This window comes from Nocardioides daphniae (genome assembly GCF_004777465.1).
Classification (GTDB): Bacteria; Actinomycetota; Actinomycetes; order Propionibacteriales; family Nocardioidaceae; genus Nocardioides; species Nocardioides daphniae.
Map to the genome: position 1 here is coordinate 1,037,782 of NZ_CP038462.1, position 23,228 is coordinate 1,061,009.

23 protein-coding genes, 4 tRNA genes and 1 pseudogene are annotated in these 23,228 nt (G+C 70.9%); 16 read left to right on the plus strand and 12 right to left on the minus strand.

The features are described from left to right. The first annotated feature begins 51 nt into the window (after positions 1-51). From E2C04_RS05130 to rdgB, 4 genes are all read left to right on the plus strand, one after another. Positions 52-966: an ABC transporter ATP-binding protein gene (locus E2C04_RS05130; RefSeq protein WP_135831809.1), complete on the plus strand. Its 915-nt coding sequence runs from the start codon at positions 52-54 to the stop codon at positions 964-966. Continuing rightward, positions 963-1,772, plus strand: coding sequence for an ABC transporter permease subunit (locus E2C04_RS05135; protein WP_135831810.1), 810 nt, complete (start codon positions 963-965; stop codon positions 1,770-1,772). Before E2C04_RS05130 ends, E2C04_RS05135 begins: the two co-directional genes overlap by 4 nt. A 66-nt stretch (positions 1,773-1,838) precedes the next feature. Then, the gene (rph, locus tag E2C04_RS05140) at positions 1,839-2,591 is read left to right on the plus strand and encodes a ribonuclease PH (RefSeq protein WP_135831811.1); all 753 of its coding nucleotides are present in this window, start codon (positions 1,839-1,841) and stop codon (positions 2,589-2,591) included. Between the two features lies 1 nt (position 2,592). Then, on the plus strand, positions 2,593-3,219 hold the full coding sequence (gene rdgB / locus E2C04_RS05145) for an RdgB/HAM1 family non-canonical purine NTP pyrophosphatase (protein WP_268234024.1): 627 nt from the start codon (positions 2,593-2,595) through the stop codon (positions 3,217-3,219). Positions 3,220-3,258: 39 nt separating this feature from the next. Here rdgB and E2C04_RS05150 read toward each other — a convergent pair whose 3' ends face one another. Together E2C04_RS05150 and E2C04_RS05155 are read right to left on the minus strand one after the other, a co-directional pair. Further along, positions 3,259-4,143 (minus strand): bile acid:sodium symporter family protein, encoded by an 885-nt coding sequence (locus E2C04_RS05150; protein WP_135831812.1) that lies wholly within the window; start codon positions 4,141-4,143, stop codon positions 3,259-3,261. 114 nt (positions 4,144-4,257) lie between these two features. Next, a tRNA-Leu gene (locus E2C04_RS05155) sits at positions 4,258-4,339 on the minus strand. Positions 4,340-4,385: 46 nt separating this feature from the next. Between E2C04_RS05155 and E2C04_RS05160 the strand changes: the two genes are divergently transcribed. Together E2C04_RS05160 and E2C04_RS05165 are read left to right on the plus strand one after the other, a co-directional pair. Further along, on the plus strand, positions 4,386-5,297 hold the full coding sequence (locus E2C04_RS05160) for an ATP-binding cassette domain-containing protein (protein WP_238694427.1): 912 nt from the start codon (positions 4,386-4,388) through the stop codon (positions 5,295-5,297). Next, the gene (locus E2C04_RS05165; protein WP_135831814.1) at positions 5,294-6,106 is read left to right on the plus strand and encodes an ABC transporter permease; all 813 of its coding nucleotides are present in this window, start codon (positions 5,294-5,296) and stop codon (positions 6,104-6,106) included. Before E2C04_RS05160 ends, E2C04_RS05165 begins: the two co-directional genes overlap by 4 nt. A gap of 26 nt (positions 6,107-6,132) precedes the next feature. Here the strand turns inward: E2C04_RS05165 and bcp are convergent. Further along, positions 6,133-6,601, minus strand: a pseudogene (gene bcp / locus E2C04_RS05170) (thioredoxin-dependent thiol peroxidase). 134 nt (positions 6,602-6,735) lie between these two features. On the opposite strand from bcp, the gene E2C04_RS05175 reads away from it, so the two are divergent. After that, on the plus strand, positions 6,736-6,987 hold the full coding sequence (locus E2C04_RS05175) for a DUF3618 domain-containing protein (protein ID WP_135831815.1): 252 nt from the start codon (positions 6,736-6,738) through the stop codon (positions 6,985-6,987). Positions 6,988-7,027: 40 nt separating this feature from the next. Next, the gene (locus tag E2C04_RS05180) at positions 7,028-7,327 is read left to right on the plus strand and encodes a GroES family chaperonin (RefSeq protein WP_135833668.1); all 300 of its coding nucleotides are present in this window, start codon (positions 7,028-7,030) and stop codon (positions 7,325-7,327) included. Between the two features lie 45 nt (positions 7,328-7,372). On the opposite strand, the gene E2C04_RS05185 is transcribed toward E2C04_RS05180, so the two are convergent. Then, positions 7,373-8,767: a sensor histidine kinase gene (locus tag E2C04_RS05185; protein WP_135831816.1), complete on the minus strand. Its 1,395-nt coding sequence runs from the start codon at positions 8,765-8,767 to the stop codon at positions 7,373-7,375. Positions 8,768-9,293: 526 nt separating this feature from the next. On the opposite strand from E2C04_RS05185, the gene E2C04_RS19285 reads away from it, so the two are divergent. Together E2C04_RS19285 and E2C04_RS19290 are read left to right on the plus strand one after the other, a co-directional pair. Continuing rightward, positions 9,294-9,842: a hypothetical protein gene (locus E2C04_RS19285; RefSeq protein ID WP_135831817.1), complete on the plus strand. Its 549-nt coding sequence runs from the start codon at positions 9,294-9,296 to the stop codon at positions 9,840-9,842. Between the two features lie 1,952 nt (positions 9,843-11,794). After that, positions 11,795-12,745 (plus strand): Ig-like domain-containing protein, encoded by a 951-nt coding sequence (locus E2C04_RS19290; protein ID WP_238694490.1) that lies wholly within the window; start codon positions 11,795-11,797, stop codon positions 12,743-12,745. Positions 12,746-12,834: 89 nt separating this feature from the next. On the opposite strand, the gene E2C04_RS05200 is transcribed toward E2C04_RS19290, so the two are convergent. From E2C04_RS05200 to E2C04_RS21245, 4 genes are all read right to left on the minus strand, one after another. Then, positions 12,835-12,907 (minus strand) — tRNA-Lys (locus E2C04_RS05200). Positions 12,908-13,047: 140 nt separating this feature from the next. Continuing rightward, a tRNA-Lys gene (locus E2C04_RS05205) sits at positions 13,048-13,120 on the minus strand. Between the two features lie 93 nt (positions 13,121-13,213). After that, on the minus strand, positions 13,214-14,365 hold the full coding sequence (locus E2C04_RS05210) for a phytoene desaturase family protein (protein WP_338088806.1): 1,152 nt from the start codon (positions 14,363-14,365) through the stop codon (positions 13,214-13,216). A 65-nt stretch (positions 14,366-14,430) separates the two neighbouring features. After that, complete coding sequence (locus E2C04_RS21245) at positions 14,431-14,796, minus strand: NAD(P)-binding protein (RefSeq protein WP_338088807.1); 366 nt, start codon at positions 14,794-14,796, stop codon at positions 14,431-14,433. Between the two features lie 113 nt (positions 14,797-14,909). Between E2C04_RS21245 and E2C04_RS05215 the strand changes: the two genes are divergently transcribed. Further along, positions 14,910-17,006 (plus strand): ATP-binding protein, encoded by a 2,097-nt coding sequence (locus E2C04_RS05215; protein WP_158630612.1) that lies wholly within the window; start codon positions 14,910-14,912, stop codon positions 17,004-17,006. A 97-nt stretch (positions 17,007-17,103) separates the two neighbouring features. Here E2C04_RS05215 and E2C04_RS05220 read toward each other — a convergent pair. Together E2C04_RS05220 and orn are read right to left on the minus strand one after the other, a co-directional pair. Continuing rightward, positions 17,104-17,179 (minus strand) — tRNA-His (locus tag E2C04_RS05220). 42 nt (positions 17,180-17,221) lie between these two features. After that, positions 17,222-17,869, minus strand: coding sequence for an oligoribonuclease (gene orn / locus E2C04_RS05225; protein WP_135831820.1), 648 nt, complete (start codon positions 17,867-17,869; stop codon positions 17,222-17,224). 105 nt (positions 17,870-17,974) lie between these two features. Here orn and E2C04_RS05230 point away from each other — a divergent pair, with 105 nt between their 5' ends. The 5 genes from E2C04_RS05230 to E2C04_RS05250 all read left to right on the plus strand — a co-directional run bounded on the left by E2C04_RS05230 (position 17,975) and on the right by E2C04_RS05250 (position 21,351). Then, entirely contained in the window at positions 17,975-18,529 is a 555-nt protein-coding gene (locus tag E2C04_RS05230; protein WP_135831821.1) for a MauE/DoxX family redox-associated membrane protein, read from the plus strand. Then, positions 18,480-19,346 carry a DsbA family protein gene (locus tag E2C04_RS05235; protein ID WP_135831822.1) on the plus strand — a complete coding sequence of 289 codons (867 nt, stop codon included), beginning with the start codon at positions 18,480-18,482 and terminating at the stop codon, positions 19,344-19,346. Before E2C04_RS05230 ends, E2C04_RS05235 begins: the two co-directional genes overlap by 50 nt. After that, the gene (locus tag E2C04_RS05240; protein ID WP_135831823.1) at positions 19,346-19,600 is read left to right on the plus strand and encodes a hypothetical protein; all 255 of its coding nucleotides are present in this window, start codon (positions 19,346-19,348) and stop codon (positions 19,598-19,600) included. The genes E2C04_RS05235 and E2C04_RS05240 overlap by 1 nt, the downstream gene beginning before the upstream one ends. A gap of 84 nt (positions 19,601-19,684) precedes the next feature. Next, positions 19,685-20,752, plus strand: a complete 1,068-nt coding sequence (locus tag E2C04_RS05245) for an adenosine deaminase (protein WP_135831824.1) — start codon at positions 19,685-19,687, stop codon at positions 20,750-20,752. A 5-nt stretch (positions 20,753-20,757) separates the two neighbouring features. Continuing rightward, positions 20,758-21,351 (plus strand): sugar O-acetyltransferase, encoded by a 594-nt coding sequence (locus E2C04_RS05250; protein WP_188421279.1) that lies wholly within the window; start codon positions 20,758-20,760, stop codon positions 21,349-21,351. Between the two features lie 46 nt (positions 21,352-21,397). Here the strand turns inward: E2C04_RS05250 and E2C04_RS05255 are convergent, their stop codons facing one another. After that, positions 21,398-22,672, minus strand: a complete 1,275-nt coding sequence (locus E2C04_RS05255) for an HNH endonuclease signature motif containing protein (RefSeq protein ID WP_229721464.1) — start codon at positions 22,670-22,672, stop codon at positions 21,398-21,400. A gap of 209 nt (positions 22,673-22,881) precedes the next feature. After that, entirely contained in the window at positions 22,882-23,217 is a 336-nt protein-coding gene (locus E2C04_RS05260; protein ID WP_135831825.1) for a YnfA family protein, read from the minus strand. Between the last annotated feature and the right edge of the window lie 11 nt (positions 23,218-23,228).

The window sequence follows — 23,228 nt, forward strand, 5'->3', positions numbered from 1 at the left end:
CGGAGCGGGGGACGCCCCGGCTCGCCGACTTGATGCGGCAGTCTGTACGTCATGATCTCAGTCCAAGGACTCAGCAAGAGCTATGGCGGCTTCCGCGCCGTGGACGACGTCTCCTTCGTCGCCCAGCCCGGTCGGGTGACCGGGTTCCTCGGCCCCAACGGCGCCGGCAAGACCACCACGATGCGGATGATGGTCGGGCTCACCACCATCACCAGCGGCACCGCCACCATCGGCGGGATGCGGTACTCCGACATCCCCAACCCCGGTCGCCACGTGGGCGTCCTCCTCGACGCCTCCGCGCAGCACGCCGGGCGTACGGGTCGTGAGGTCCTGACCCTGTCGGCCCGCACCATGGGGCTCCCGGCCACGCGGGTCGACGAGATGCTCGAGCTCGTCAGCCTCACCGGCGCCGAGTCGAAGCGTCGGGTGCGCAACTACTCCCTCGGCATGCGCCAGCGCCTCGGCATCGCCAACGCGCTGCTGGGTGACCCCTCGGTGCTGATTCTCGACGAGCCGGCCAACGGCCTCGACCCGGCCGGCATCCACTGGATGCGCGGACTGCTCAAGACCTTCGCCGACCAGGGCGGCACGGTGCTGCTGTCGTCGCACCTGCTCAACGAGGTCGAGGTCGTCGCCGACGAGATGGTGATGATCGGGCAGGGCCGGATCGTGGCGCAGGGCGACAAGGCGGCGCTGCTCGCCGAGCACGGCGACCAGGCCACCCTGGTGACCGCCGAGGACCGTGACGCACTCGCCGATGCCCTGACCGCGGCCGGGCTGCGCTTCGCCGTCGCCGGACCCGGCTTCCGGGTGGAGGCCCCGCCGCTCGCCGTCGGTCGCGCAGCCGCCGACGCCCGAGTGGTGCTCGTCGACCTGCGCCCCTCCGGCGGGGGCCTCGAGAACCTCTTCCTCACCCTCACCGCCTCCACCCAGCGTGAGAGCAAGCTCGAAGGAGCCACCGCATGAGCATCGCCGCCCCGACCCGTACGTTCGACGTCTCCGGCACCCGGCCGGTCCCGTTCGGCCGCCACGTCGGCGTCGAGCTGCGCAAGATGACCGACACCCGCGTCGGCCTGTGGACCCTCGTCGTCATCGGGATCGCCACCGCCGGCGTCATCCTGATCTCGTTCCTCTCCACGGGCGACGAGGTGGAGAGCCGGACGTTCCTCAACTTCTTCCAGAACACCAACACGCCGCAGATGCTGCTGCTCCCGGTGCTGGGCATCCTGCTGGTCACCCAGGAGTGGGGCCAGCGGACCACGCTCACGACCTTCGCCCTGGAGCCGTCGCGGATCAAGGTGGTCGCCGCCAAGACCGTGGCCGCCCTGCTCTTCGGTCTCGCGGCCGTCGTGCTGGCGGCCGTCATCGCGGCCCTGGCGGCTGCGGTGGGTGGCGCCAGCGACCCGTGGGCCGACACCGAGTGGCTGCGCCTGGCCAACCTCACGCTGCTGCAGGTCCTGGGCGTGCTGCAGGGGGTGGCCTTCGGGCTCCTGGTGCTGAACTCGGCCGGCGCCATCGTGCTCTTCTTCGCCCTGCCGGTCGTCTTCAACCTGGTCTCCACCTTCTGGGGATGGCTCAACGAGCGGGCCGGCTGGATCGACCTGTCCACCGCGCAGAGCCCGCTCTACGGCTTCGACTCGATGACGGGCGAGCGCGTCAGCGCCACCCTGACGGGGGAGCAGTGGGCCCAGCTGGCGGTCGTCTGCCTGATCTGGATCGTGCTGCCCTACGTGGTCGGCCTCGTCCGGGTGCTGCGCAGTGAGATGAAGTGAACGTCGCGCAGGGCCCCGGCGTCGGGGCTGTCAACGCTGTCGGAGCGACGCCCTAGGCTCGTCCCCATGACTGACTCCACCTCCACCACCCACCCCCCGCGCGTCGACGGTCGGGCCGACGACGAGCTGCGTGAGATCCGGTTCACCCGCAACTGGCAGGACCACCCGGCCGGGTCGGTGCTGGTGGAGTTCGGGCGTACGCGGGTGCTCTGCGCGGCGTCCGTCAGCGAGGGCGTGCCGAGGTGGCGCAAGGGGTCGGGCCTGGGCTGGGTCACCGCTGAGTACGCGATGCTCCCGTCGGCCACCAACACCCGCTCCGACCGCGAGTCGGTCAAGGGGCGCATCGGTGGGCGTACACACGAGATCTCGCGGCTGATCGGGCGGTCGCTACGCGCCGTCATCGACTACAAGGCGCTGGGGGAGAACACGATCCAGCTCGACTGCGACGTGCTCCAGGCCGACGGCGGCACGCGCACGGCGGCGATCACCGGGGCGTACGTCGCCCTCCACGACGCCGTCGAGTTCCTGCGCAGCCAGGGCTCGCTGGCCGGCGAGCCGCTGACCGGTTCGGTGGCTGCGGTCAGCGTCGGGATCATCGACGGCGCCCCGCGCCTCGACCTGCCCTACGTCGAGGACGTGCGCGCCGAGACCGACATGAACATCGTGATGACCGGCGACGGTCGCTTCGTCGAGGTGCAGGGCACCGCCGAGGGCGTGCCCTTCGACCGCGCCGAGCTCGACGGCCTCCTCGCCCTGGGTGAGAAGGGCTGCGCCGACCTGACCCGGATGCAGCGCCTGGCCCTGGGCCTGGAGGCCTGAGGTGTCGACCGAGGGGGCACGGATCTTCCTCGCGTCACGCAACGCGAAGAAGATCGCCGAGATGGAGCGGATCCTGGCCGAGCACGTCCCTGACGTGCAGGTGCTGGGCCTCGACGACGTCGACGACTACGACGAGCCCGCCGAGGACGAGGCGACCTTCGAGGGCAACGCCCTGCTGAAGGCGCGCGCCGGCGCCGCGGCGACCGGGCTGCCGTCGATCGCCGACGACTCCGGTCTCTGCGTCGACGCGCTCAACGGCATGCCCGGCGTGCTCTCGGCGCGCTGGGCCGGTCGGATGAAGAGCGACACCGCCAACAACGAGCTGCTGCTCGACCAGCTCCACGACGTGCCCGACGCCCGCCGGGGCGCGCACTTCCGCTGCGCCGTGGCCTGGGTGATGCCCGACGGCACCGAGCGCGTCGTCGAGGGTCGCATGCCGGGCCGGGTCATCCGCGAGATGCGCGGCTCGGGCGGCTTCGGCTACGACGTGCTCTTCGTGCCCGACGAGTACGCGACCTCGGGGCTGACCTCGGCCGAGATCCTGCCCCAGGAGAAGGACCGGATCTCGCACCGCGGCCGCGCCCTGCGCGAGATCGCGCCGCTCGTCGCCGCCGACCTGGCCCAGTAGGGAGCCTCCGGGCTTGACGGCCGGCTGCCGGGGTGCGACTCAGACCCCGGCAGTCGCCGTTGCCTGCGGCTGCGTCGACTCGCGACGCGAGACGAAGCGACCCCAGGCGGCGGCGAAGATGAACATGATGATCGAGTAGACGGCCGCCGGCACCGAGATCTCGGTGTTGTCGAGCACCTCGACGGCGACGAAGATCGCGAGCGTCGAGTTGTGCACGCCGATCTCCATCGACGACGAGATCGCCTGCGGCCCGGGCACCCCGAGCGACTTCGGGACGAAGTAGCCCACGGCCAGGCTGGCCGCGCAGAAGAGCGCGGCGGCGAGGCCGATCTGGGCCAGGTAGTCGCCGATGTTCGCGCGCTCGGCCAGGATCACGCCGAGGATCAGCACCACCAGGATGAGTGCCGAGGCGATGCGCACCGGCTTGTCCATCCGCTCGGCGAAGCCGGGCTTGCGCGCCTTGACCAGCATGCCGATGCCCACCGGGACGAGGATCAGGGCGAAGACGTTGAGGATCTCGCCCAGCGGCATGTGCACGTCGTCCTGGCGGCCGTACCAGCTGATGGCGAAGCCGGTGATCAGCGGCAGGGTCACGATCGCGATCAGGGAGTTGACCGCGGTCAGGGTGATGTTGAGGGCGACGTCGCCGCGGTAGAGGTGGCTGAAGAGCGCTGCGGTGGTGCCGCCGGGTGAGGCCGCCAGCAGCATCAGTCCGATGCCGAGCAGCGCGGGCAGGTCGAGCGCCACGACGAGCCCGAAGCAGAGGGCGGGGAGCAGCACCAGCTGGCAGGCCAGCGCGATCACGGCGGCCCGCGGCTGCTTGCCGACCCGCTTGAAGTCGTTCACGGTGAGGTCGAGCCCGAGCCCGAACATGATGATGCCGAGGGCGATGGGCAGACCGATGGTCGTGAGCGCTGAGTCCATGGCGACGCACCCTAGGGTGACGTGGGTCACTTCGGGAAGGGGCGGCCACCCCTCGGACATGCCGGACGGCGGCGTGTGCGACAGTGTCGGCCCGCGCGGGGACCGACGTCCCGGTGCCGAAGGGGGGACTCGAACCCCCACGCCCTGGAGCACAGGAACCTAAATCCTGCGTGTCTGCCAATTCCACCACTCCGGCCTGAGGAGAAAGTCTAGGTATGCCAGCCACTCAGTCCCGCACAGGGATGTCGATCGAGTTCCGTGGCCTCACCAAGTCGTTCGGGGGAGTGCAGGCTGTCCAGGACCTCAGCTTCGACGTGGCTCCTGGCCGCGTCACCGGCTTCCTCGGCCCCAATGGCTCGGGCAAGACCACGACACTGCGCATGCTGCTCGGCCTCGTCACGCCCGACGCCGGCACCGCGCTCGTCGGGGGACGTGCGTACGCCGACCACCCGCACCCGGGCCGCGTGGTCGGCGCCTCGCTCGAGGCGAGCTTCCACCCCGGCCGCACGGCGCGCGCCCACCTGCGTACGTTGTCGCCCCACGTCGGGGTCGGTGACGCCCGCGTCGACGAGGTGCTCGCCCAGGTCGGGCTGAGCGCCGCGGCCGAGCGCAAGGTCGGTGGCTTCAGCCTCGGCATGCGCCAGCGCCTGGCGCTGGCCACCACGCTGCTGGCCGACCCCGGCGTGCTGGTGCTCGACGAGCCGGCCAACGGCCTCGACCCCGCCGGCATCATCTGGCTGCGCGATCTGCTCCGCTTCCTGGCGAGCGAGGGACGCACCGTCCTGGTCTCCTCCCACGTGCTGGCCGAGGTGCAGGCCACCGTCGACGACGTCGTCGTCATCGCCGAGGGCCGGCTCGTCCACGCCTCCAGCCTGGCGGAGATGGTCCACCTGGCCGACTCGCACGTGCGCCTGGCCGGCCCCGACCTCGCCGCCCTGGCCAGTGCAGCCCAGCAGCACGGCTGGAGCGTCGACCGCCACGGCGACCACCTCCGCGTACGCGGTGCCCGCGCCGCCGAGGTCGGCTCCGCCGCGTTCGCCGCCGGTCAGGTCGTCCACGAGCTCACCGACGTGGGCGCGAACCTCGAGGAGACCTTCCTGGAGCTGGTCGCCCGCGGGGCAGCCGGCACGGCCGGTGCGGAGGTGGCGGCATGAGTGCCTGGAAGGCGTCGCTGACCTCGGAGCTGCGCAAGTCGACCTCGACCTCGCTGTGGTGGATCCTCGCCGGGGGTGCGTTCCTCTACCTCGGCTTCATGGGTGCGCTGATGGGCTTCGCCGCGTCGGTGCCCGTCGAGGAGGGCGGCCTTGGCGGCGACGCGATGGACCCGGTCGCGCTGGTGAAGTCCGTCTACTCGCTCCCGGCGGCCATGGGCTACGTCTTCCCGCTGGTCCTCGGGGCGCTGGCGATCACCGGCGAGATCCGCCACCGCACCCTGACCTCCAGCCTGGTGGCCGACCCCAGCCGCACGCGCCTGCTGGTCAGTAAGGTGGTCGTGCAGGGTGGCTTCGGCGCCCTGATCGGCGCCTGCAGCGTCGTCGGCGTCGCGCTGGGGGCCGTGCTTGCGTTCGCCGCCACCGGCACCGACCCGCTCCTCGGCTCCGCCGAGGTGTGGCAGACGTTCGGGCTGACCGTGCTGGCACTCTGGCTGTGGGGCATGGTCGGTGTCGGCTTCGGCGCGCTGGTCACCAACCAGGTCGCCTCGATCGTGATGATCCTGGCGTTCACCCAGCTCATCGAGCCGATCCTGCGACTCGCCCTGGCTGCGGGCGGTGACGTCACCTCGGCGATCTCGCTCTACCTCCCGGGCGCAGCCGCCGAGGCGCTGGTCGGTGCCAGCATCTACACCGCCATCGGCGCTGCCGACCTGCTGCCGCAGTGGGCCGGCGGACTGGTGCTGCTGGCCTACGCAGCGCTCTTCGCCCTGCTCGGGCGGGTCACGACGCTGCGCCGCGACCTGACCTGACCTGCGTACGCCCGGGGCACGGGCCGTCAGTCGAGCGCGAGGTCCCGACGCAGCTTGGCGACGTGGCCGGTGGCCTTGACGTTGTACTGCGCGACCTCGACCTTGCCCTCGGGGTCGACGACCACGGTCGAGCGGATCACGCCCTCGACGACCTTGCCGTAGCTTCTTCTCGCCGAAGGCGCCGTAGGCGGTCAGCGTCTCCTTCGTCGGGTCGGAGAGCAGGGTGATGGTGAGGCCGTCGCGCTCACGGAACTTGGCGAGCTTCTCGGGCTTGTCGGGGGAGATGCCGACGACCTCGTAGCCGGCGGCCTTGAGGGAGTCGAGCGAGTCGGTGAAGTCGCAGGCCTGCTTCGTGCAGCCCGGTGTCATGGCGGCCGGGTAGAAGTAGACGATGACGCGGCGGCCCGCGAAGTCGGACAGCGAGACCTGCTCGCCGGTGTCCGAGGTGAGGGTGAAGGCGGGGGCGGTGTCGCCGGCGGCGAGGCGGTTGCTCACGGAGGTCTCCTGGGGTCGCAGGGGCGGCGGCCGGTCCGGCCGGGCACGAGGGGAGGCTACCGCTCCGGTGGAGGGCGTGCTCGCCCCTGCTGCCTGCCCTGTCGCCGCCACCGACCGGTTGGTAACCTGCCGGGGTGACCAATGACGTTGCCGCCCTTGAGCGGGAGATCGAGCAGACTCGCGAGCGCCTGGCCGACACCTTGGACCAGCTTCTCTACCGGGCCCACCCGAAGACCATCGTCAGCCGAGAGGTCACCACGCTCAAGTCGCACTTCGTCGACCTGGACACCGGTGCCCCGCGCACCGACAACATCCTCAAGGCCGCCGCGGGCGTGGCGGGGTTCGTCGTGCTCTTCGCGGTGATCCGCAAGATCGCTCGTGACTGACCCTTCCCTCGCCTCCGGGGGCTTCAAGGCCCCGATCAAGATGTTGCACGACCGACTCCTCGTCCAGGCGGACGAGGAGGCAGGTGAGCGTCGTTCGTCCGGCGGGATCGTGATCCCGGCGACGGCTGCGCTCGGCGCCCGGCGCCTCAGCTGGTCGAAGGTCGTCGCCGTCGGCCCGCAGGCGCGCGCCGTCCAGGTGGGCGACCGCGTCCTCTTCGACGCCGAGGACAAGGCCGAGGTCGAGGTGCACGGCGAGGTGTACGTCGTCATGCGCGAGCGTGACGTGCACGCGGTGGCCTCCGAGCGCCTCGAGGGCGGCTCGACCGGCCTCTACCTCTGAGGCGCCCTGGCCGGTCCCTGCCGAGCCGATCCCTGCCGAGCCGGTTCAGGTGGGCAGGTAGACGCGGAACGTCGTCCCGACGTTGACCCGTGAGGCGACCTCGACCTGGCCGCCGTGGCTCTCCACGATGGAGCGCACGATCGACAGGCCCAGGCCGGTGCCCTGGATGTGCTTCTCCTGGGAGACGGAGGAGCGGAAGAACTGCGAGAAGAGCCGGTCCAGGTCTTCCTCGGGGATGCCGTAGCCGGTGTCGGAGACCTCGATGATCGCCCAGGTCCCCTCCTGAGTGAGGCGGACCGCGACCCGACCCAGCGGCGGCGTGAACTTCACGGCGTTGGACATCAGGTTGACCAGGACCCGTTCGAGCTTCTCCGCCTCGCCGGTCACCGTGACCGGGTAGGGCGGGAGGTCCATCTCCAGGCTGACCTCGGCCGAGCGCAGGCGCGGCAGGATGGCCTGCTCGCCGGCCCGCACCACCGCGACCAGGTCGACGGGGTTCTGGGCGATCTCCATCTTCTCGGCCCGGAGCCGGGAGAGGTCGAGGAGGTCGTCGATCAGGGAGAGGAGGCGTCGACCGTTGTCGCCGATGCGCACGGTGGCCTCGCTCTGGTCGGGGGAGAGGCGCCCGAAGTCACCGTCCTCGAGCATCTCGGTGTAGCCGATGATGTTGGTGATCGGCGTGCGCAGCTCGTGGCTGACCGTCGAGACGAAGGCGTCCTTGACCCGGTCGACCTCGCGCATCTCCTCCAGCGCGCTGCGCTCGGCCTCGAGCGCCTCGAAGACGGTGTTGAGCTTCCGCTCCGCGACCTGGTCGGCCTTGGCCAACGCCTCGCGACGGCTCTCGGCGCGGGCGCGGGCGCTGCTGATGTTGAGCGCGACGACCGCCACCGAGCAGGTGATCAGGAAGATCTGCACGTAGACCATCTGCAGGTCGTCCGGGAGGTTGCGGTCGTGCGTGGCGCCGACGTACGGGCCCTTGCCCATGGCGGTGAAGTGGGTGATGACCAGGCGCACCACGATGAGCTGGAGCAGCGTCTCCAGCAGCGACAGGCGCAGGCCGGCCCACATCAGCAGCACCAGGACGACGTACGGGAACTCGGTCGTGAACGAGGTCGCGAAGATCGTCAGCGTCGCGGTCACCAGCAGCGTCCACTGGGCCGCACGCTCCGGCCAGGTGGCCAACGAGGGGGCGTCGCGCCCGCGCATGGCCAGGGGCAGCCAGAGGATCAGGGAGGCCGTCATGTCGACGAAGGAGCCGGCGATGAGGGCGGCGACCTCGTCGACCCCGCTCAGGGCACCCACCAGTCCGATGGGCACCGCGACGATGAGGCCGCCGAGGTTGGCCGCGACGACGACGCGGAGCAGGTCGAACTCCGTCCGCATGCGCAGCTCGCCCTGCGACTCGCGCAGCACCCGCAGGGCGGCCAGCGCGGCAGCCACGCCGGAGAGGCCGAAGGTCAGCGCGAGGGGGAGGGACGCCGAACTGCCACAGGCTCACCGAGGTCGCCACGACGGCGACGGCGGCCAGGGCGAGGCGAGCCGTCCCCTGGACCATCAGCAGGGCCACGGCGACCAGTCCCAACGGGTACAGGCCCATGCCGGCACCCCCCGGGGCCGCGGAAGCGTCCGCGAACGCTCCCAGCAGGGTGCAGGCGAACAGCAGCAGCAGGCCCTTTCCTGCTCGGGACATCCAGGTCCTCCCCACGTGAGATGTCGCTGCGCCATTGTCACAGGGTTGACCTCGCCACGCCCGAGGAATGGACGAGTTGCTCGTCCGTGCCCGTGGGACAGGACGCGCGCGAGAACGTCTTGACCCTGTTACAAGCCGTTAACCGGCACCCGCGTCTAACAAGCAGTTGGTGAAACATCAATGAAACGGACGGTTCGTAGCGTCTGACCCCCACCTGCGGCTCCCCCCCCAGCCGTCCTTGACCGGCGGCACCGCAGGTGGAGAAGGAGGACCCCCGTGATCACCCGTGCCCGAGGCAGGCTCGCGTTCTCGCTGAGTACTGCCGCGCTCCTGGCCGTCCCCCTGTTGGCGGCCCTGCCCGCCGCCAACGCCGCCCCCAGCGGCGACGGCTGGTCCGTCACCGCCGCGCCCGGCGGCTACCAGGTCACCGTCGACCTGGACAAGCCCCTGCCGATGCGCTCCGACGCCCCCACACTGGTCGTGGACGGGACCACCCTCGGTCTCGCCACCGAGTCCGAGGACGGCTCCAGCCTGAGCGTCTTCACCACCGATCCCTCGGTGCTGGAGGCCGACGAGGTCGAGGCGGGCTGGGCCAGCCAGTCCTTCGACGCCACGTCCCCCGACAGCACCGTGGTCGAGGTGCCTGACGCCGCCAGCATCAAGGCGCTCGGCGTCGACCCCGACGAGCACGGTTCCTTCGCGTGGACCGAGTCGATCTACAAGTTCGGCGACGAGGCCATCGACCTGGCCAACATCGCGGCGTCCGCGGCGAGCTCGAGGGCAAGGTCTACCTGCCCAGGACCGGCGGCGCCCGCCCCGTGGTGATGCTGCTGCACGGGCGTCACACGTCCTGCTACGGCACGGGCCCGACGCACAACAACCGCTGGCCCTGCGCCACCGCGCCCGACAACGAGCTGCGGATGTCCATCCCCAGCTACGCGGGCTACGACAACCTGGCCCAAGCCCTGGCCAGCCACGGCTACGCCGTCGTCTCGGTCTCGGCCAACGCCATCAACTCCAACGACAACCAGCTCGCCGCCGACCGCGGTGCGGTCGCCCGCGGCCAGCTGATGCTCGACACCCTCGAGATGCTGCGCAAGGCCAACGCCGGCGAGGCCGTCTCCTTCACCGACACATGGACCGGTGACACGCTCGACCTCGACGCCGCGCTCACCGAGGGGGCACGGTCGTACGAGCTGCGCCGCGAGGGCTTCATCACCGGTGCGCCGGACCTCGACGCCGTGCGTGCCGCCGACTTCGAGGGCCGCTTCGACTTCTCCAACATCGGCATGATGGGCCACTCGCGTGGTGGTGAGGGCGTCACCGCCGCCGCCACCCTCAACCAGAGCCTCGACAAGCCGTGGGAGATCACCTCGATCCTGCCGCTCGCCCCGGTCGACTTCGGTCGCATGACCGTGCCGAACGTGCCGATGAACGTGGTGCTGCCCTACTGCGACGGCGACGTCTCCAACCAGCAGGGCCAGCACATGCTGGACGACTCCCGCTACGCGTTCGGTGACGACGTGCTCCGCTCCGCCACCTGGATGATGGGCACGAACCACAACTTCTACAACACCGCGTGGACGCCGGGCCTGTACCGCTACAGCGTCTCCGACGACTGGAGCAACTCCGCCGCGCGTCGTACCGACCCGACCTGTGGCACCGACCCATCGGTCGCCTCGACCTCGATCCGGATCAGCGCCGCCGACCAGTACGCCCTCGGCAGCGACTACATGACCGCGTGGTTCCGCCTCACCATGGGCGGCGAGAAGACCTTCCTCCCGATGTTCGACGGCACCGGCGTGCTCCCGCAGAGCGCGAAGGGCGCGGACGTCCGCACCGTCGCCACCGCTCCCTCGTCGGCGCGCAGCACGGTCGCCTCGTTCGAGAACGCCAGCACCCGGGTGACCCAGACCGCTCAGGCCAGCACCACCGTCTGCGCGAGCCTCGGCGGACGTACGGCCGGCACCGAGCTGCCCGCCTGCGCCACCACCCTGGCCAGCTCGCAGGTCCCGCACTGGACCCCCGCCACCAACGGCGGCAACGTCCCGGCCACCCCGGTGACCCGGATGACCTGGACCACCCAGGCCGGCGAGGTCCGGGTGGGCGTGGCCAAGGGCCAGCGTGACGCCTCGGCGTTCGACCGCCTCTCCGTCAAGATGGCCGCTGACGAGACCGTCGCCACCGCGACCGACCTGACGCTGAGCGTCATCGACGGCGAGGGGGAGCGGTACGACGCCCTCGTCAGCGAGCTCAACCCCTTCGCTCTGACCCGCCTGCCGGCCTCCTCGTCGTCGGCCGGGATCAACACCCTCAAGAAGGTCGTGCTCCAGCAGGTCAACGTGGAGGTCGCCGACCTGGCTGCCGCCGGTCTCGACGTCTCCGACCTGCGCGAGGTCCGCTTCAAGGCCGTGGACGCCGAGCCGGGCGCCGCCTACCTCTCCGACCTGGCCCTCGAGTCCTCGTCGGTCGGCACCGCCGACTCGAAGCCCATGCCGGTCATCGGCGTGTACGCCCCGAACGTCGAGGAGGGCAACGCTCCCGACTCCTACGAGCTCGCCGTCCACCTCGACGCCCCCGCGCCGAGCGCCGTCGTCGGCGACGTCTCGGTCCTGGGCTCCACGACCGGGCGGGCGGGCATCGCCACCCAGAAGGTCACCTTCGCCCCCGGCGAGACCTGCAAGGTCGTGAGCGTCGCCCTGCAGGGTGACCGTGCGGCCAGCGCCACCGCCACCACCCAGGTGACCTACAGCGTCATCAACACCCGCAACGCGGTGATGGGCGTCGAGGCCATCGGCTTCACCCAGGTCCGTGAGGACGACGGAGTCACCGGCTCCGCCGTCGAGGTCGCACCGTTCGGCAAGGCGGGCGACCCGTGCGCCGAGCTCGAGGCCGTCCGTGCCGGTGGCGTCCTCGACGTCGCCGACGAGGTCGCCCCGGGTGCCGACCTGACCGTGGGTCTGGCCGGCAACCGTGCCGGTGAGGCCGTCACCGTCACCGTCGACGGGTTCGAGCCCACCACCGTCGTCGCCGACGGCACGGGCGTGGCGAGCGCCACCGTCGCGGTCCCGGCCGACGCCGAGCGTGGCGAGGTCGCCGTGAGCGCCGTCGCTGCGGGCACCCGACGCACCGCCGAGGCGGTCGTCAACGTCCGTGACGCCAGCACCACCACGCTGGCGGTCAACCCCACGACCCCGAAGCTGGGGCAGAAGGTGACGCTCACCGCCACCGTCGCCGGTGGTGACACCGCCGGCACCGTCGAGTTCCTCGACGGCAAGAAGTCGCTCGGCACGGCTGCTGTGGCCTCCGGCCAGGCGACCCTGACGGTCAAGGGCTTCAAGGCCGGCGCCCACTCGCTGGTCGCGAAGTTCGGCGGCAGCGCGGTCACCTCGGCGTCGCAGTCCATCCCGGTCGAGTTCGTCCTGGGCAAGGGCGTCACCGCCACCAAGGTCGCCGGCCCGAAGAAGGTCGGCAAGGGCAAGAAGTACGTCATCCGCGTGGCCGTCACCGGCGCCGCAGGTGAGGAGAAGCTCACCGGCAAGGTCAAGGTCGTCGTGAAGGGCGCCAAGAAGGCGACCCGCACGGTCACCGTCAAGGCCAACGGCACCGCGACGCTCACCTTCGTGGCGCCGAACCGCAAGGGCAAGCTCCGCATCGTCGCCACCTACGTCGGTGCCGGCAGCTACAAGGCGAGCACCTCCACGGTGAAGGTGGTGAACGTCCGCTGACCGGGGCTGACACACTCCTGGGCTGACGCACACCAGGGCTGACACAGCAGAAGGGCGGGAGGTCGATGACCTCCCGCCCTTCTCGTCCGTACGCCATCAGGGACTCGAACCCCGAACCCGCTGATTAAGAGTCAGCTGCTCTGCCAATTGAGCTAATGGCGCCCGTGCCCCCGCGTGCGAGGGTGCGTCCAGCGTAGCCAGTGGGACCTCGCCAGCCAAGGGAGTTCGGGCCTGGGGGCAGGAGGCGGGCCGGCCGGGCAACGCAGAAGGCCCCGACCGGAACCGGTCGGGGCCTTCGTCTGTACGCCATCACGGACTCGAACCGCGAACCCGCTGATTAAGAGTCAGCTGCTCTGCCAATTGAGCTAATGGCGCCCGCTGCATCGGGTCTCCCCTCGCAACGAGAAGAACAGTAGCACCGGGGTCAGGGGCCGCCAAAATCGGGGGCCCGCGACTCGGGTGCGGTCCTCAGCGAGCCTCCAGGACCGCCTGCGCAGCGTTGTGCCCGCCCAGTCCGGAGACGGCTCCGCCGCGGCGCGCCCCCGAGCCGCACATCAGCACCGCGTCGTACGGCGTGGCCACGCCCCAGCGCTCCGCGGGCGTCTCGAGCTTGGCCCGGTTGGGCGCCCACGGCCAGTCCAGGTCGCCGTGGAAGATGTGCCCGCCCGGCATCGCGAGCTCGGCCTCCACGTCGTGCGGAAACTTCGCCTCCAGGCAGAGCTTGTCGTCGGCGTCGAGTGCCACGCAGTCGAGGATCGAGCCGGTCAGGTGCTCGTCGATGCTGGCGATCGCGCGCTGCACGGCGGTCACCCGGTTGGCCTCGCCGTCCGGGCCGGTGAAGAGTTCCTCGGGCATGTGCAGCCCGAAGTAGGTGAGCGTGTGCACGCCCATCGGCGCCAGGTCCTCGAGGATCGAGGGGTCGGTGAGGGAGTGGCAGTAGACCTCCCCGGGCGGACGCTGCGGGACCTCGCCGGCGAGCGCCTCCTCGTACGCGAGCTGCAGGTCGCACCAGCCCTCCGACAGGTGCATGGTGCCCGAGAAGGCGACCCTGGGGTCGACGCCCGAGCGCAGCATCGGCAGCCGCTCGAGCAGCAGGTTGAGCTTGAGCTGCGAGCCGGCCGGCTTCGCGGGACGGGTGGCCTCGTCGCCGAGCAGCCCCGCCATCGTCCACGGGGCGACGCCGGAGAGCACGTGGCGGGCGGTCGCGCCCTGCTCGCCCTCGGCGGTGCGCCACCGGACCTCGGCGCCGTGCGCGCCGGTGGAGACCGACGTGACCTCGGCTCCGGTGACCAGGGTCGCGCCGGCGAGGGCGGCGGCCTTCGCGAGTGCGTCGGTGACTGCACCCATGCCGCCGACCGGCACCCGCCACTCGCCGGTGCCGTTGCCCATCAGGTGGTAGAGGAAGCAGCGGTTCTGGGCCAGCGAGGCGTCGTCCATCGACACGAAGGTGCCGATCAGCCCGTCGGTGGCGACGATGCCGCGCACCGTGTCGTCGGCGAACCGTTCGGTGATGGTGCGGCCCAGTGGCTGGGCGACCAGGTCCTGCCAGATCGACGGGGCGACCGCCGCCGCCACGTCGCGCTCGCGGGGGAGGGGCTGGGTGAGGGTCGGAGCGACCACGGCGGTCAGCTCGGCGACGTCGGCGTAGAACTGCTGCCAGGCGGCGTACTCGTCGTCGCTGCCCGTCAGCGTGCGGAAGGACGCCTGGGTCGCGGCCCCCTCCGGGCGCTCGACGAGCAGCCCGCCCGGGGCCCGGTGTGCAGGTGCGGGGTGAAGGAGGACGTACGTCGTGACGAGAGGGTGACGTCCAGCGAGAGGTCGCGCATGATCTCGTCCGGGAGCAGGCTCACCAGGTAGGAGTAGCGCGACAGGCGGGCGGGGAGCCCGGCGAAGGGCCGCGTCGACACGGCGGCGCCACCGAGGCGGTCGAGCCGCTCGAGCACGAGCACGGTCAGCCCGGCGCGGGCCAAGTATGAGGCGCTGACCAGGGCGTTGTGTCCGCCCCCGACGACAATTGCGTCATAGTCATTTCGGGCCATGTGCTTCGTCACTCGGTCAAGGTAGAGCAACCGTGGCGAGTTGAGCGACGAAACGCTGACTTTAGGTGTGACACGCGTCTAGTGTCCGGGGGGTAATGGGAGTGGCACAGGCAGGAGGGGCCCGGATGACCACACACCCTCGCACCTCGTTTGCCCTGCTCGCGATCTTCACGGTCGTGGTCTCGTTCTACCTGGTCGGCGTCCAGCCGGAGCCGTTGGTCGTGACCGAGGCGTTCCCTGCCGGGTTGCTCGCCGGCGCCTGGCTCTTCGTGCCGCGGCGGCTGCACGCGCTCTTCTTCGTCTGCGCCTGGGCGGTCTCCGCAGGCATCTACCTCGTCCTCGACCGGGACCCGCTGGTCGCCCTCGGCTGGGCCGGCGCCGCCGTCGTGGGGTCGGCGATCGTGGCCCACGGGATCACCCGCGGCCCGGAGCGACGGGCCGCGCTGCTGACCGAGGACGACCTGCGTCGCTTCATCGGGCAGACCTTCCTGGGGTCGCTGGTGGCCGCCGGCATCACCGGCGCCCTGGCGAGCGTGCTCGGCAACACCCAGTGGTGGGTCGCCGCACTCGGCGTCGGTGTGGCCCACCTGGGCACCTACGTGGTGCTGCTCCCGCACTTCCTGGGCCGACCGCGCTACCCCGGGGTCGCGCCGCTCGCCGAGCGCGTCGTCCAGTGGATCTGCACGGTCTCCTTCACCGTCATCGCCTTCCTGCCGCTCGACCTGGGGCCGTCGCTGGCCTTCGGCGTGATCCCGTTCCTGGGGTGGGCGGCACTGCGGGCACCGATGCGCGAGACCCTCGTGCAGTTCCTGGTCGTCGCCACCACCAGCCACGCCATGACCATGCAGGGGCTCGGTCCGTTCGCCGTCGACCCTGACGGCACGGTGCTCGAGGCCGAGATGATCACGGTGATGTACGCGGTCTGGGTGCTGGCCTGTGGCCTCACCACCATCCCGTTCTCCCTGGCCGTCGGCGTCCAGCGGCGCGAGTCGTGGCAGTCGCGCCAGGAGCAGGCGCGGGTGCGCCAGCTGGTCCAGAGCGCGACCGGCGTGGCGATCATCGGCACCGACGCCCACGGGCACATCGACCTCTTCAACCCGGGCGCGGAGACGATCTTCGGCTACACCTCCGAGGAGGTCCTCGGTCTGATGCCGAGCGTCTTCCTCACCCACGAGGAGACCGAGCGCGTCGCGACCCTGCTCAGCACCCGGCCGACCTTCGTGGACGTGGCGTACGAGCTGGCGAGCGGTGCGGTCGAGAGCCTCGACGTCGACTTCCTCCGCAAGGACGGCTCGGTCGTCACGCTGCAGTTCTCGATGTCACGGATCTACAGCTCCGATGGCAAGGTGCTGGGCTACGTCAGCACCGGCGAGGACGTCACCAGCCGGGTCAAGCGCCAGCAGGCGCTGGAGGAGGCCCTGGCCCACGAGCGGCTGGCCGTGGAGAACCTCAAGGAGGTCGACCAGGTCAAGGACGCCCTCGTCTCAGGCGTCAGCCACGAGCTGCGCACCCCGATCACCTCGATCCTGGGCTACCTGGAGATGCTCGAGGACGGCGGCTTCGGCCCGCTCTCCGGGGCCCAGGTGCAGGCCCTCGGCCGGGTCAAGGGCAACAGCAACCGCCTGCTCTCGCTGATCGACGACCTGCTGACGCTCTCGCGCATCCAGGACGGCTACCTGGCCGTGGAGACCACCCGGCTCGACCTGCGCGACGTGGTCTCCACCGCCGGCCACGAGATGCTGCCCGCGCTGGAGGCTGCCGGGCTCGACTTCACCGTGGAGGTGCCCGAGGAGCCCGTCGCCGTGGTCGGCGACGCCGAGCGCCTCGGCCGTGTCGTGGTCAACCTGGTCGGCAACGCGGCGAAGTTCACCGACCGCTTCGGCTCGGTGACCGTGCGCCTGGAGGTCGACGGGGACGACGCGGTCGTCGCCGTCACCGACACCGGCATCGGCATCCCCGAGGAGGAGCAGGACCAGCTCTTCGACCGGTTCTTCCGAGCCACCTCCGCCCGCGAGCGCGCCATCCAGGGAAGCGGCCTCGGCCTGGCCATCGCCCGCGCCCTGGTGCAGTCGCACGGAGGTAGCATCGAGGTCGACTCCCAGGTCGACGTCGGGTCGACCTTCCGGATCCGGCTGCCGCTGGAGGGGACGTTGTCGGTCCTCGAGCAGGCAGGCGGGCCGCCGTTGGAGCAGGAGACCGCGGGCGCCGTACGCCGGCGCTGACGGCCGCACGCGAGGGCGTACGACGGGGGCACGCCGCCCGTGCCGGCCCCCGGACGCGAAGGAACCCCCGGTCTTCGACCGGGGGTTCCTTGCTGACTGGGGTGAGTGACGGGGCTCGAACCCGCGACAACCGCGACCACAACGCGGTGCTCTACCAGCTGAGCTACACCCACCATGGCGACTTGCTGGACAAGTCGTGAGGAAGCATAGAGGACTCAGGCGCCCGGTGTGGAATCGGGGGTGCTGGCACCGCCCTGCAGGCCGGTGACGGAGCCCGCGTGCCTGGCCGCGATCTCCTTGGCCGTGCTCGAGTCGGGGCCGGGCGGCGTCACGAAGACGGCCTCGCGGTAGTAGCGCAGCTCCTCGATGCTCTCCTGGATGTCGGCGAGAGCGCGGTGGTTGCCGCGCTTCTCCGGCGCCTGGAAGTAGGCGCGGGGGAACCAGCGCTTGGAGAGCTCCTTGATGGAGGAGACGTCGATGTTGCGGTAGTGCAGGAAGCCCTCGAGCCCGGCCATGTCGCGGGCCAGGAAGGCGCGGTCGGTGCCGATCGTGTTGCCGGCCAGCGGGGGACGGCTGCCCTCGGGGCAGTGCTCGCGGATGTAGGCGAGGACCTGGGCCTCGGCCTCCTCCATGGTGACGCCGCCGTCGAGCTCCTCGAGCAGGCCGGACTTCTGGTGCATGTCGCGGACGAAGTCGATCATCGTCTCGAGTGACTCCGCCGGGGGCTTGATGATGACGTCGACCCCCTCGCCGAGCACGTTGAGCTCGAAGTCGGTCACCAGGGCGGCCACCTCGATCAGGGCATCCTTCTCGAGGTCGAGGCCGGTCATCTCGCAGTCGATCCACACCAGTCGGTCATTCACGGGCCACGACCCTACTAGTGATCGCCGACATCCGAGGGGTCGTGGGCCTCGACCGTCGGCACGGGGCTGCCGCTCGCGCTGTGGGCGCTGACCTAGGGTGTGGACGTGCAGCCTCCACGCGTCTGGCAGGGAGCGTTTCCCTGGATCGGTCTCGTCGCCCGTCTGGCGACCGGCGGCGTGTGGCTCGTGGCCGGGGCGATCAAGCTGCCCGACCCCTACGAGAGCATCAGCGCCGTGCGGGCGTACGAGGTGCTCCCCGAGGCGCTCGTCCCCGCGGTCGGCTACCTGCTGCCGGTGGTGGAGGTCGCGATCGGTCTGCTGCTGATCCTGGGCCTGCTGACACGCACCAGCAGCGTGGCCTCGGCGATCCTCTTCGCCGTCTTCGTCGCCGGCATCGCGTCGGTCTGGGTCCGTGGGATCGAGATCGACTGCGGCTGCTTCGGCGGGGGAGGCGAGAAGGAGGGCGCCTCGGCGGAGTACCCGCTGGAGATCGCCCGCGACCTGGGGCTGATGCTGCTCTCGGTGTGGCTGGTGTGGCGTCCGCGTACGCGGTGGGCGCTGGACAACATGCTCTTCCGCTCGTCCGAGCGGGGACCTGAAAGGAACGACGATGGCGAAGAACCCGCCGAAGAAGAACGCGCCGGGCACCCGGTCCGATGAGCGGGCCGCGACCGCGGCCAAGCGGGAGGCGCGTCGCGAGAAGGCCGCGCGCCAGGCCGCTGCCGCACTGGCCGAGAAGAAGGCGCGCCAGCGCAAGGAGCGCCTGATGGTCGGCGGCATCGTCGCCGCCGTCGTGCTGCTCGTGGCCGGCGTCGTGACCTGGCAGGTCATGCGCAACTCCGGCCCCGTCGCCGTCCCGGACAACGCCACCGACAAGTACGGCGTCTCGATGGGTGAGGCCGACGCCGGCGCCCAGATCGAGATCTTCGCCGACTTCCTGTGCCCCGCCTGCAAGAGCTTCGAGGCCGCGGCGGAGGCGCCGCTGACGCAGCTGGCCGAGGCCGGCGCTGCCCACGTCACCTACAACCCTGTCGTCATCCTCGACCAGTTCGGCGACTACTCCGAGCGCGCCGCCAACGCCTTCGCCGTCGTGCTCGACACCGCCGGCGCCGAGGTGGCCCTGGAGTTCCAGGCCGCCCTCTTCGCCGAGCAGCCCTCGGAGTCGGGCTCCAAGCCCGACGACGACTGGCTCATCGACCTCGCCGTGGAGTCGGGCGCCAAGGAGTCCGAGATCCGCGACGACATCGAGGGCATGAAGTTCGAGCGCTGGGTCAAGGAGGCGACGCAGGAGTCGGAGCGCCGCGGCCTGCGTGGCACGCCGACCATCTTCATCAACGGCAACCAGGTGGAGCCCCAGGACGCTCTCAACCAGATCCAGCAGCTCGCCCAGGCGGCCGGACCGGCCCAGCCCGAGGGTGACGCCGGCGCGGGTGAGGGTGACGCAGGTGAGGGTGACGCGGAGAAGGACGCCAGCTGATGCACGTCGTCAAGGTGCAGCGGTGGGTCATCACCGCGCTGGTCCTCACCACCGCCCTCCACTTCGTCGCGGGCCTGCTGATCCTCGCCGTCACGCTCGACCGGGCCGACGCCTTCTGGGTGCTGACCGTCATCTCGATGATCGTCACCGCCCTGGCGATCGTCGGCGTACGCCTGCTCCACCAGGTCTCGCCGTTGACGGTGTGGCTGCTCGTGGCGGTCGTTCCACTGGCGGTCTCGCTCTACTTCCGCTGACAGACTTCCGCTGACCACGGAACCGGGTCTGGCCACCCGGTCGGCGCCTTTCGAGGGTCGCTGGCCGGGTGGCACACTCGGCGGATGAGCATCCCCGCCCGTACGCCCGGACGGCTCTCCGAGTTCGTCGCGGGCCTGCCCAAGGCCGAGCTGCACGTCCACCACGTCGGGTCTGCGTCGCAGCGGATCGTCCAGGAGTTGGCCGAGCGCCACCCCGGCACGGTGCCCAGCGACCCCGACGAGCTGCGCAAGTTCTACGAGTTCCGCGACTTCGCCCACTTCATCGAGGTCTACCTGGCCGTCGTCGACCTGCTGAAGGAGCCGGAGGACATCCGGTTGCTGACCTACGAGGTCGCACGTGACCTGGCGCGCCAGAAGGTGCGCTACGCCGAGCTGACCTGCACGCCCTACACGTCGGTGCTGCCGCACGAGGCGCGGCGAGGAATGCCGATCGAGGCCTACACCGACGCGATCGAGGAGGCTCGGGTCGCCGCCGAGCGCGACTTCGGCGTCGTCCTGCGGTGGATCTACGACATCCCGGGGGAGTCGGGCGTCCCAGCGGCCGACGAGACGCTCCTCTTCGCGCTCGAGTACCCGCCGTCGGCCCTGGTCGGCTTCGGCCTCGGCGGTCCGGAGATCGGCGTCCCGAGGCCGCAGTTCCAGCGTCACTTCGACGCCGCCCGGGCCGCCGGGCTCCGCTCCGTGCCGCACGCGGGGGAGACCACTGGCCCGGAGACGGTCTGGGACGCGATCCGGCTGCTGGGGGCGGAGCGGATTGGCCACGGCACCACGGCTGCCCAGGACCCGGTGCTGCTGGAGTACCTGGCTGAGCACCGGATCCCGCTCGAGGTCTGCCCGACCTCCAACGTGGCGACCCGAGCCGTCGACTCGCTGGACGCCCACCCGTTGCGCACCTTCCGCGACGCCGGCGTCGTGGTCTCCATCAACTCCGACGACCCGCCGATGTTCGACACCGACCTCAACACCGAGTACGAGGTGGCGGCCGACATGTTGGACCTCGACGAGCGGGGAGTCGCCGACCTCGCTGTCGCGGCGGTGGACGCGTCCTTCGCCACGGAGCACCTGAAGAGTGAGCTGCGTGCCGAGATCGACGCCTGGACCTCGGCCTTCCTCGCCGAGCGGGCAGACTGACGCCCATGGCTGGCTTCTTTGACTCGACCGATTCCGCTGCGCCCCTGATCCCGACGATGCGTGACCGCATGCTCGCCGGGCAGCCCTACGTCGCTGACAGCACGGTGCAGGAGCTGACCGACCGAGGCCAGCGGGCGGCCGTGGCGTACAACGCGGCGAGCCCGACGGACGCCGAGGCCAGGCGCGCCCTCCTGGAGGAGCTCTTCGGCCAGGTGGGGGAGGACGTCGAGGTGCGCAGCCCCGTGCACGTCGACCTCGGCACCCGCATCTCCCTCGGCGACCGCACCTTCGTGAACTTCGGGCTGGTCGCGCTTGACGTCGCCGAGATCCGGATCGGCGCCGACGTCCAGATCGGTCCGAACGTCCAGCTGCTCACCCCGCTGCACCCGCTCGACGCCGAGCAGCGCCGCCAGAAGTGGGAGGGCGGCGCGCCGATCACCATCGGCGACAACGTCTGGCTCGGTGGCGGCGTCATCGTCTGCCCGGGCGTCACGATCGGTGCGGACACCGTGGTCGGCGCGGGCTCGGTGGTCGCCAAGGACCTGCCTGCGGGCGTACTCGCCGTGGGCAACCCGGCGAAGGTGATCCGCCACCTCTGAGCCGACTCGTCTGCTGCGCCTCCGCGGCGCCCTGTTGAGCATCTCTCTACCTCCGCCGGTGGAATCTCAGGTCGCCGTTGGCGAGTGTGGCGAGGTCGTAGGCCGCGTCGTGGGCGCGGTGGTGATGCCGGCTGCACAGCAAGGCAGCGTTGTCGAGGTCGGTGGCGCCGCCGTGGGACCAGGGGACGAGGTGGTGGGCCTCGGACCAGGTGCCGGGGATCGTGCAGCCTTCGGCGCGGCAGGTGCCGTCGCGCAGGGCCAGGGCGCGGCGTTGGGCCTTGGTGAAGAGCCGGGCGGCGCGGCCGACGTCGAGGACTTCGCCGTCGGTGCCGAGGACGGCGGGGATGATCTGGGCGGTGCAGGCCAGGCGTCGGGCCTGGGCGGCGGTGATGGTGTCGAACCCGTCGCCGGGGGTGGTGTTGTCGATGGTGGCCACCCCGAGCTCCTGCTTCAACGTCTCGAAGGGGAGGGTGACCATGACGTGGGTGGCGTCGCCGCCGTGGATTGGGAGGCGCGTGGGGTCGAGGGTCTCGAGGAGCTGGGTGAACGCCTCGGCCATCTTGCGGGGCTGGGTGATCCGCTGACCGAATGCAGTTGGCTTGTCAGCGTCGGCGTCGTCGACGGTGCTGCGCACCGCGCCGTCGGCCAGTCGCGGGTTGCTGAACGCGTGAAGGTAGGTCCCGAGCCGGGCCGCGGTGGCGTCGGGCACGACTGCGGTGATCCGGGTGGTGCCGTCGCCCAGGGCGCGGATCCGTAGGCGCTGCCGCTCGCTGGCCCGTCTCTCGGCATCGGCCAGCCGGCGGGCTTCTTCCTCCTCGAACCGGTCGGGGTCGACGAGCTCGAGGATCCGGCGGCCGAGCTTGGCCAGGTCGCTGGGGTCGTGGTCGGCGGCGAGCTCGACGAGCTTGGTCTCGGCGGCCTCGATCACGTCCAACCCGACCCGGGCCGGGAGCTCCTCGACCGCGGCCGCGATCACCCGGGCCTGGGCGATGCTCACCCGTCCCTCGCGCACGCCCGCCGCCAACGTCGGCCGCTCCCGGTCCAACGCCTCGGCCAGCCGCAGGTCGGCGGCGGCGTCGCCGCGGCGTACGTGCCCGTGGTGGGCCAGCCAGGTCGCGATCGACCGGAATCCCTCACCTTCGGCGGCGTCGCCCGCGGCGGCCATCACCCGTAGCCGCAGCTCGGCAGTGCGCGACTCGACCTCCAGCAGCGACAGCAGCGCACCGGCCTTCTCATCGGCGCTCATGAACGTCGGGTTCACGTCGCACACCGACTTCAGCGACGCACTGATCGCCTCCGCGACCGCGTTCACCGGATGCACGGCACACCTCCTGGGACGACGACGCCATGCACGGCATGGCTCTGGACGGTCGTCGCTCCTGGAGGCCCGGAACCCGAGCTATCACGTCACCCTCGCAACTGGCCCCACCGTCTCCGCCGACTCGATGGCCGCGGTGTCATGAGTGAGAACCTACGGCGACTCTATCGAACACCAGTTCGAGTATGAAGTGCCAAAATGGGGGATTCGGGTCAGGCCGTGCGCGGGGCGTACATGATCACCGCGACGCCGACCAGGCAGATCAGCGCGCCCGTCACGTCGTACCGGTCGGGCTTGAAGCCGTCGACGGCCATGCCCCACAGCAGGGAGCCTGCGACGAAGACCCCGCCGTACGCCGCCAGGATGCGCCCGAAGTGGGCGTCGGGCTGGAGGGTCGCGACGAAGCCGTAGATGCCGAGCGCGATGACGCCGGCGCCGATCCACAGCCAGCCGCGGTGCTCGCGCACGCCCTGCCACACCAGCCAGGCACCGCCGATCTCGGCGAGGGCGGCCAGGGCGAAGAGGGTCATCGAGCGCACGGTGTCCACGCGGAGATTGT

Coding starts and splice junctions, on each gene's coding strand:
- E2C04_RS05130 (WP_135831809.1), top strand. CDS start 52: ATGATCTCAGTCCAAGGACTCAGCAAGAGCTATGGCGGCTTCCGCGCC.
- E2C04_RS05135 (WP_135831810.1), top strand. CDS start 963: ATGAGCATCGCCGCCCCGACCCGTACGTTCGACGTCTCCGGCACCCGG.
- rph (WP_135831811.1), top strand. CDS start 1,839: ATGACTGACTCCACCTCCACCACCCACCCCCCGCGCGTCGACGGTCGG.
- E2C04_RS05150 (WP_135831812.1), bottom strand. CDS start 4,143: ATGGACTCAGCGCTCACGACCATCGGTCTGCCCATCGCCCTCGGCATC.
- E2C04_RS05160 (WP_238694427.1), top strand. CDS start 4,386: ATGTCGATCGAGTTCCGTGGCCTCACCAAGTCGTTCGGGGGAGTGCAG.
- E2C04_RS05165 (WP_135831814.1), top strand. CDS start 5,294: ATGAGTGCCTGGAAGGCGTCGCTGACCTCGGAGCTGCGCAAGTCGACC.
- E2C04_RS05180 (WP_135833668.1), top strand. CDS start 7,028: ATGTTGCACGACCGACTCCTCGTCCAGGCGGACGAGGAGGCAGGTGAG.
- E2C04_RS19290 (WP_238694490.1), top strand. CDS start 11,795: ATGGGCGTCGAGGCCATCGGCTTCACCCAGGTCCGTGAGGACGACGGA.
- E2C04_RS05215 (WP_158630612.1), top strand. CDS start 14,910: ATGACCACACACCCTCGCACCTCGTTTGCCCTGCTCGCGATCTTCACG.
- E2C04_RS05235 (WP_135831822.1), top strand. CDS start 18,480: ATGGCGAAGAACCCGCCGAAGAAGAACGCGCCGGGCACCCGGTCCGAT.
- E2C04_RS05240 (WP_135831823.1), top strand. CDS start 19,346: ATGCACGTCGTCAAGGTGCAGCGGTGGGTCATCACCGCGCTGGTCCTC.
- E2C04_RS05245 (WP_135831824.1), top strand. CDS start 19,685: ATGAGCATCCCCGCCCGTACGCCCGGACGGCTCTCCGAGTTCGTCGCG.
- E2C04_RS05250 (WP_188421279.1), top strand. CDS start 20,758: ATGGCTGGCTTCTTTGACTCGACCGATTCCGCTGCGCCCCTGATCCCG.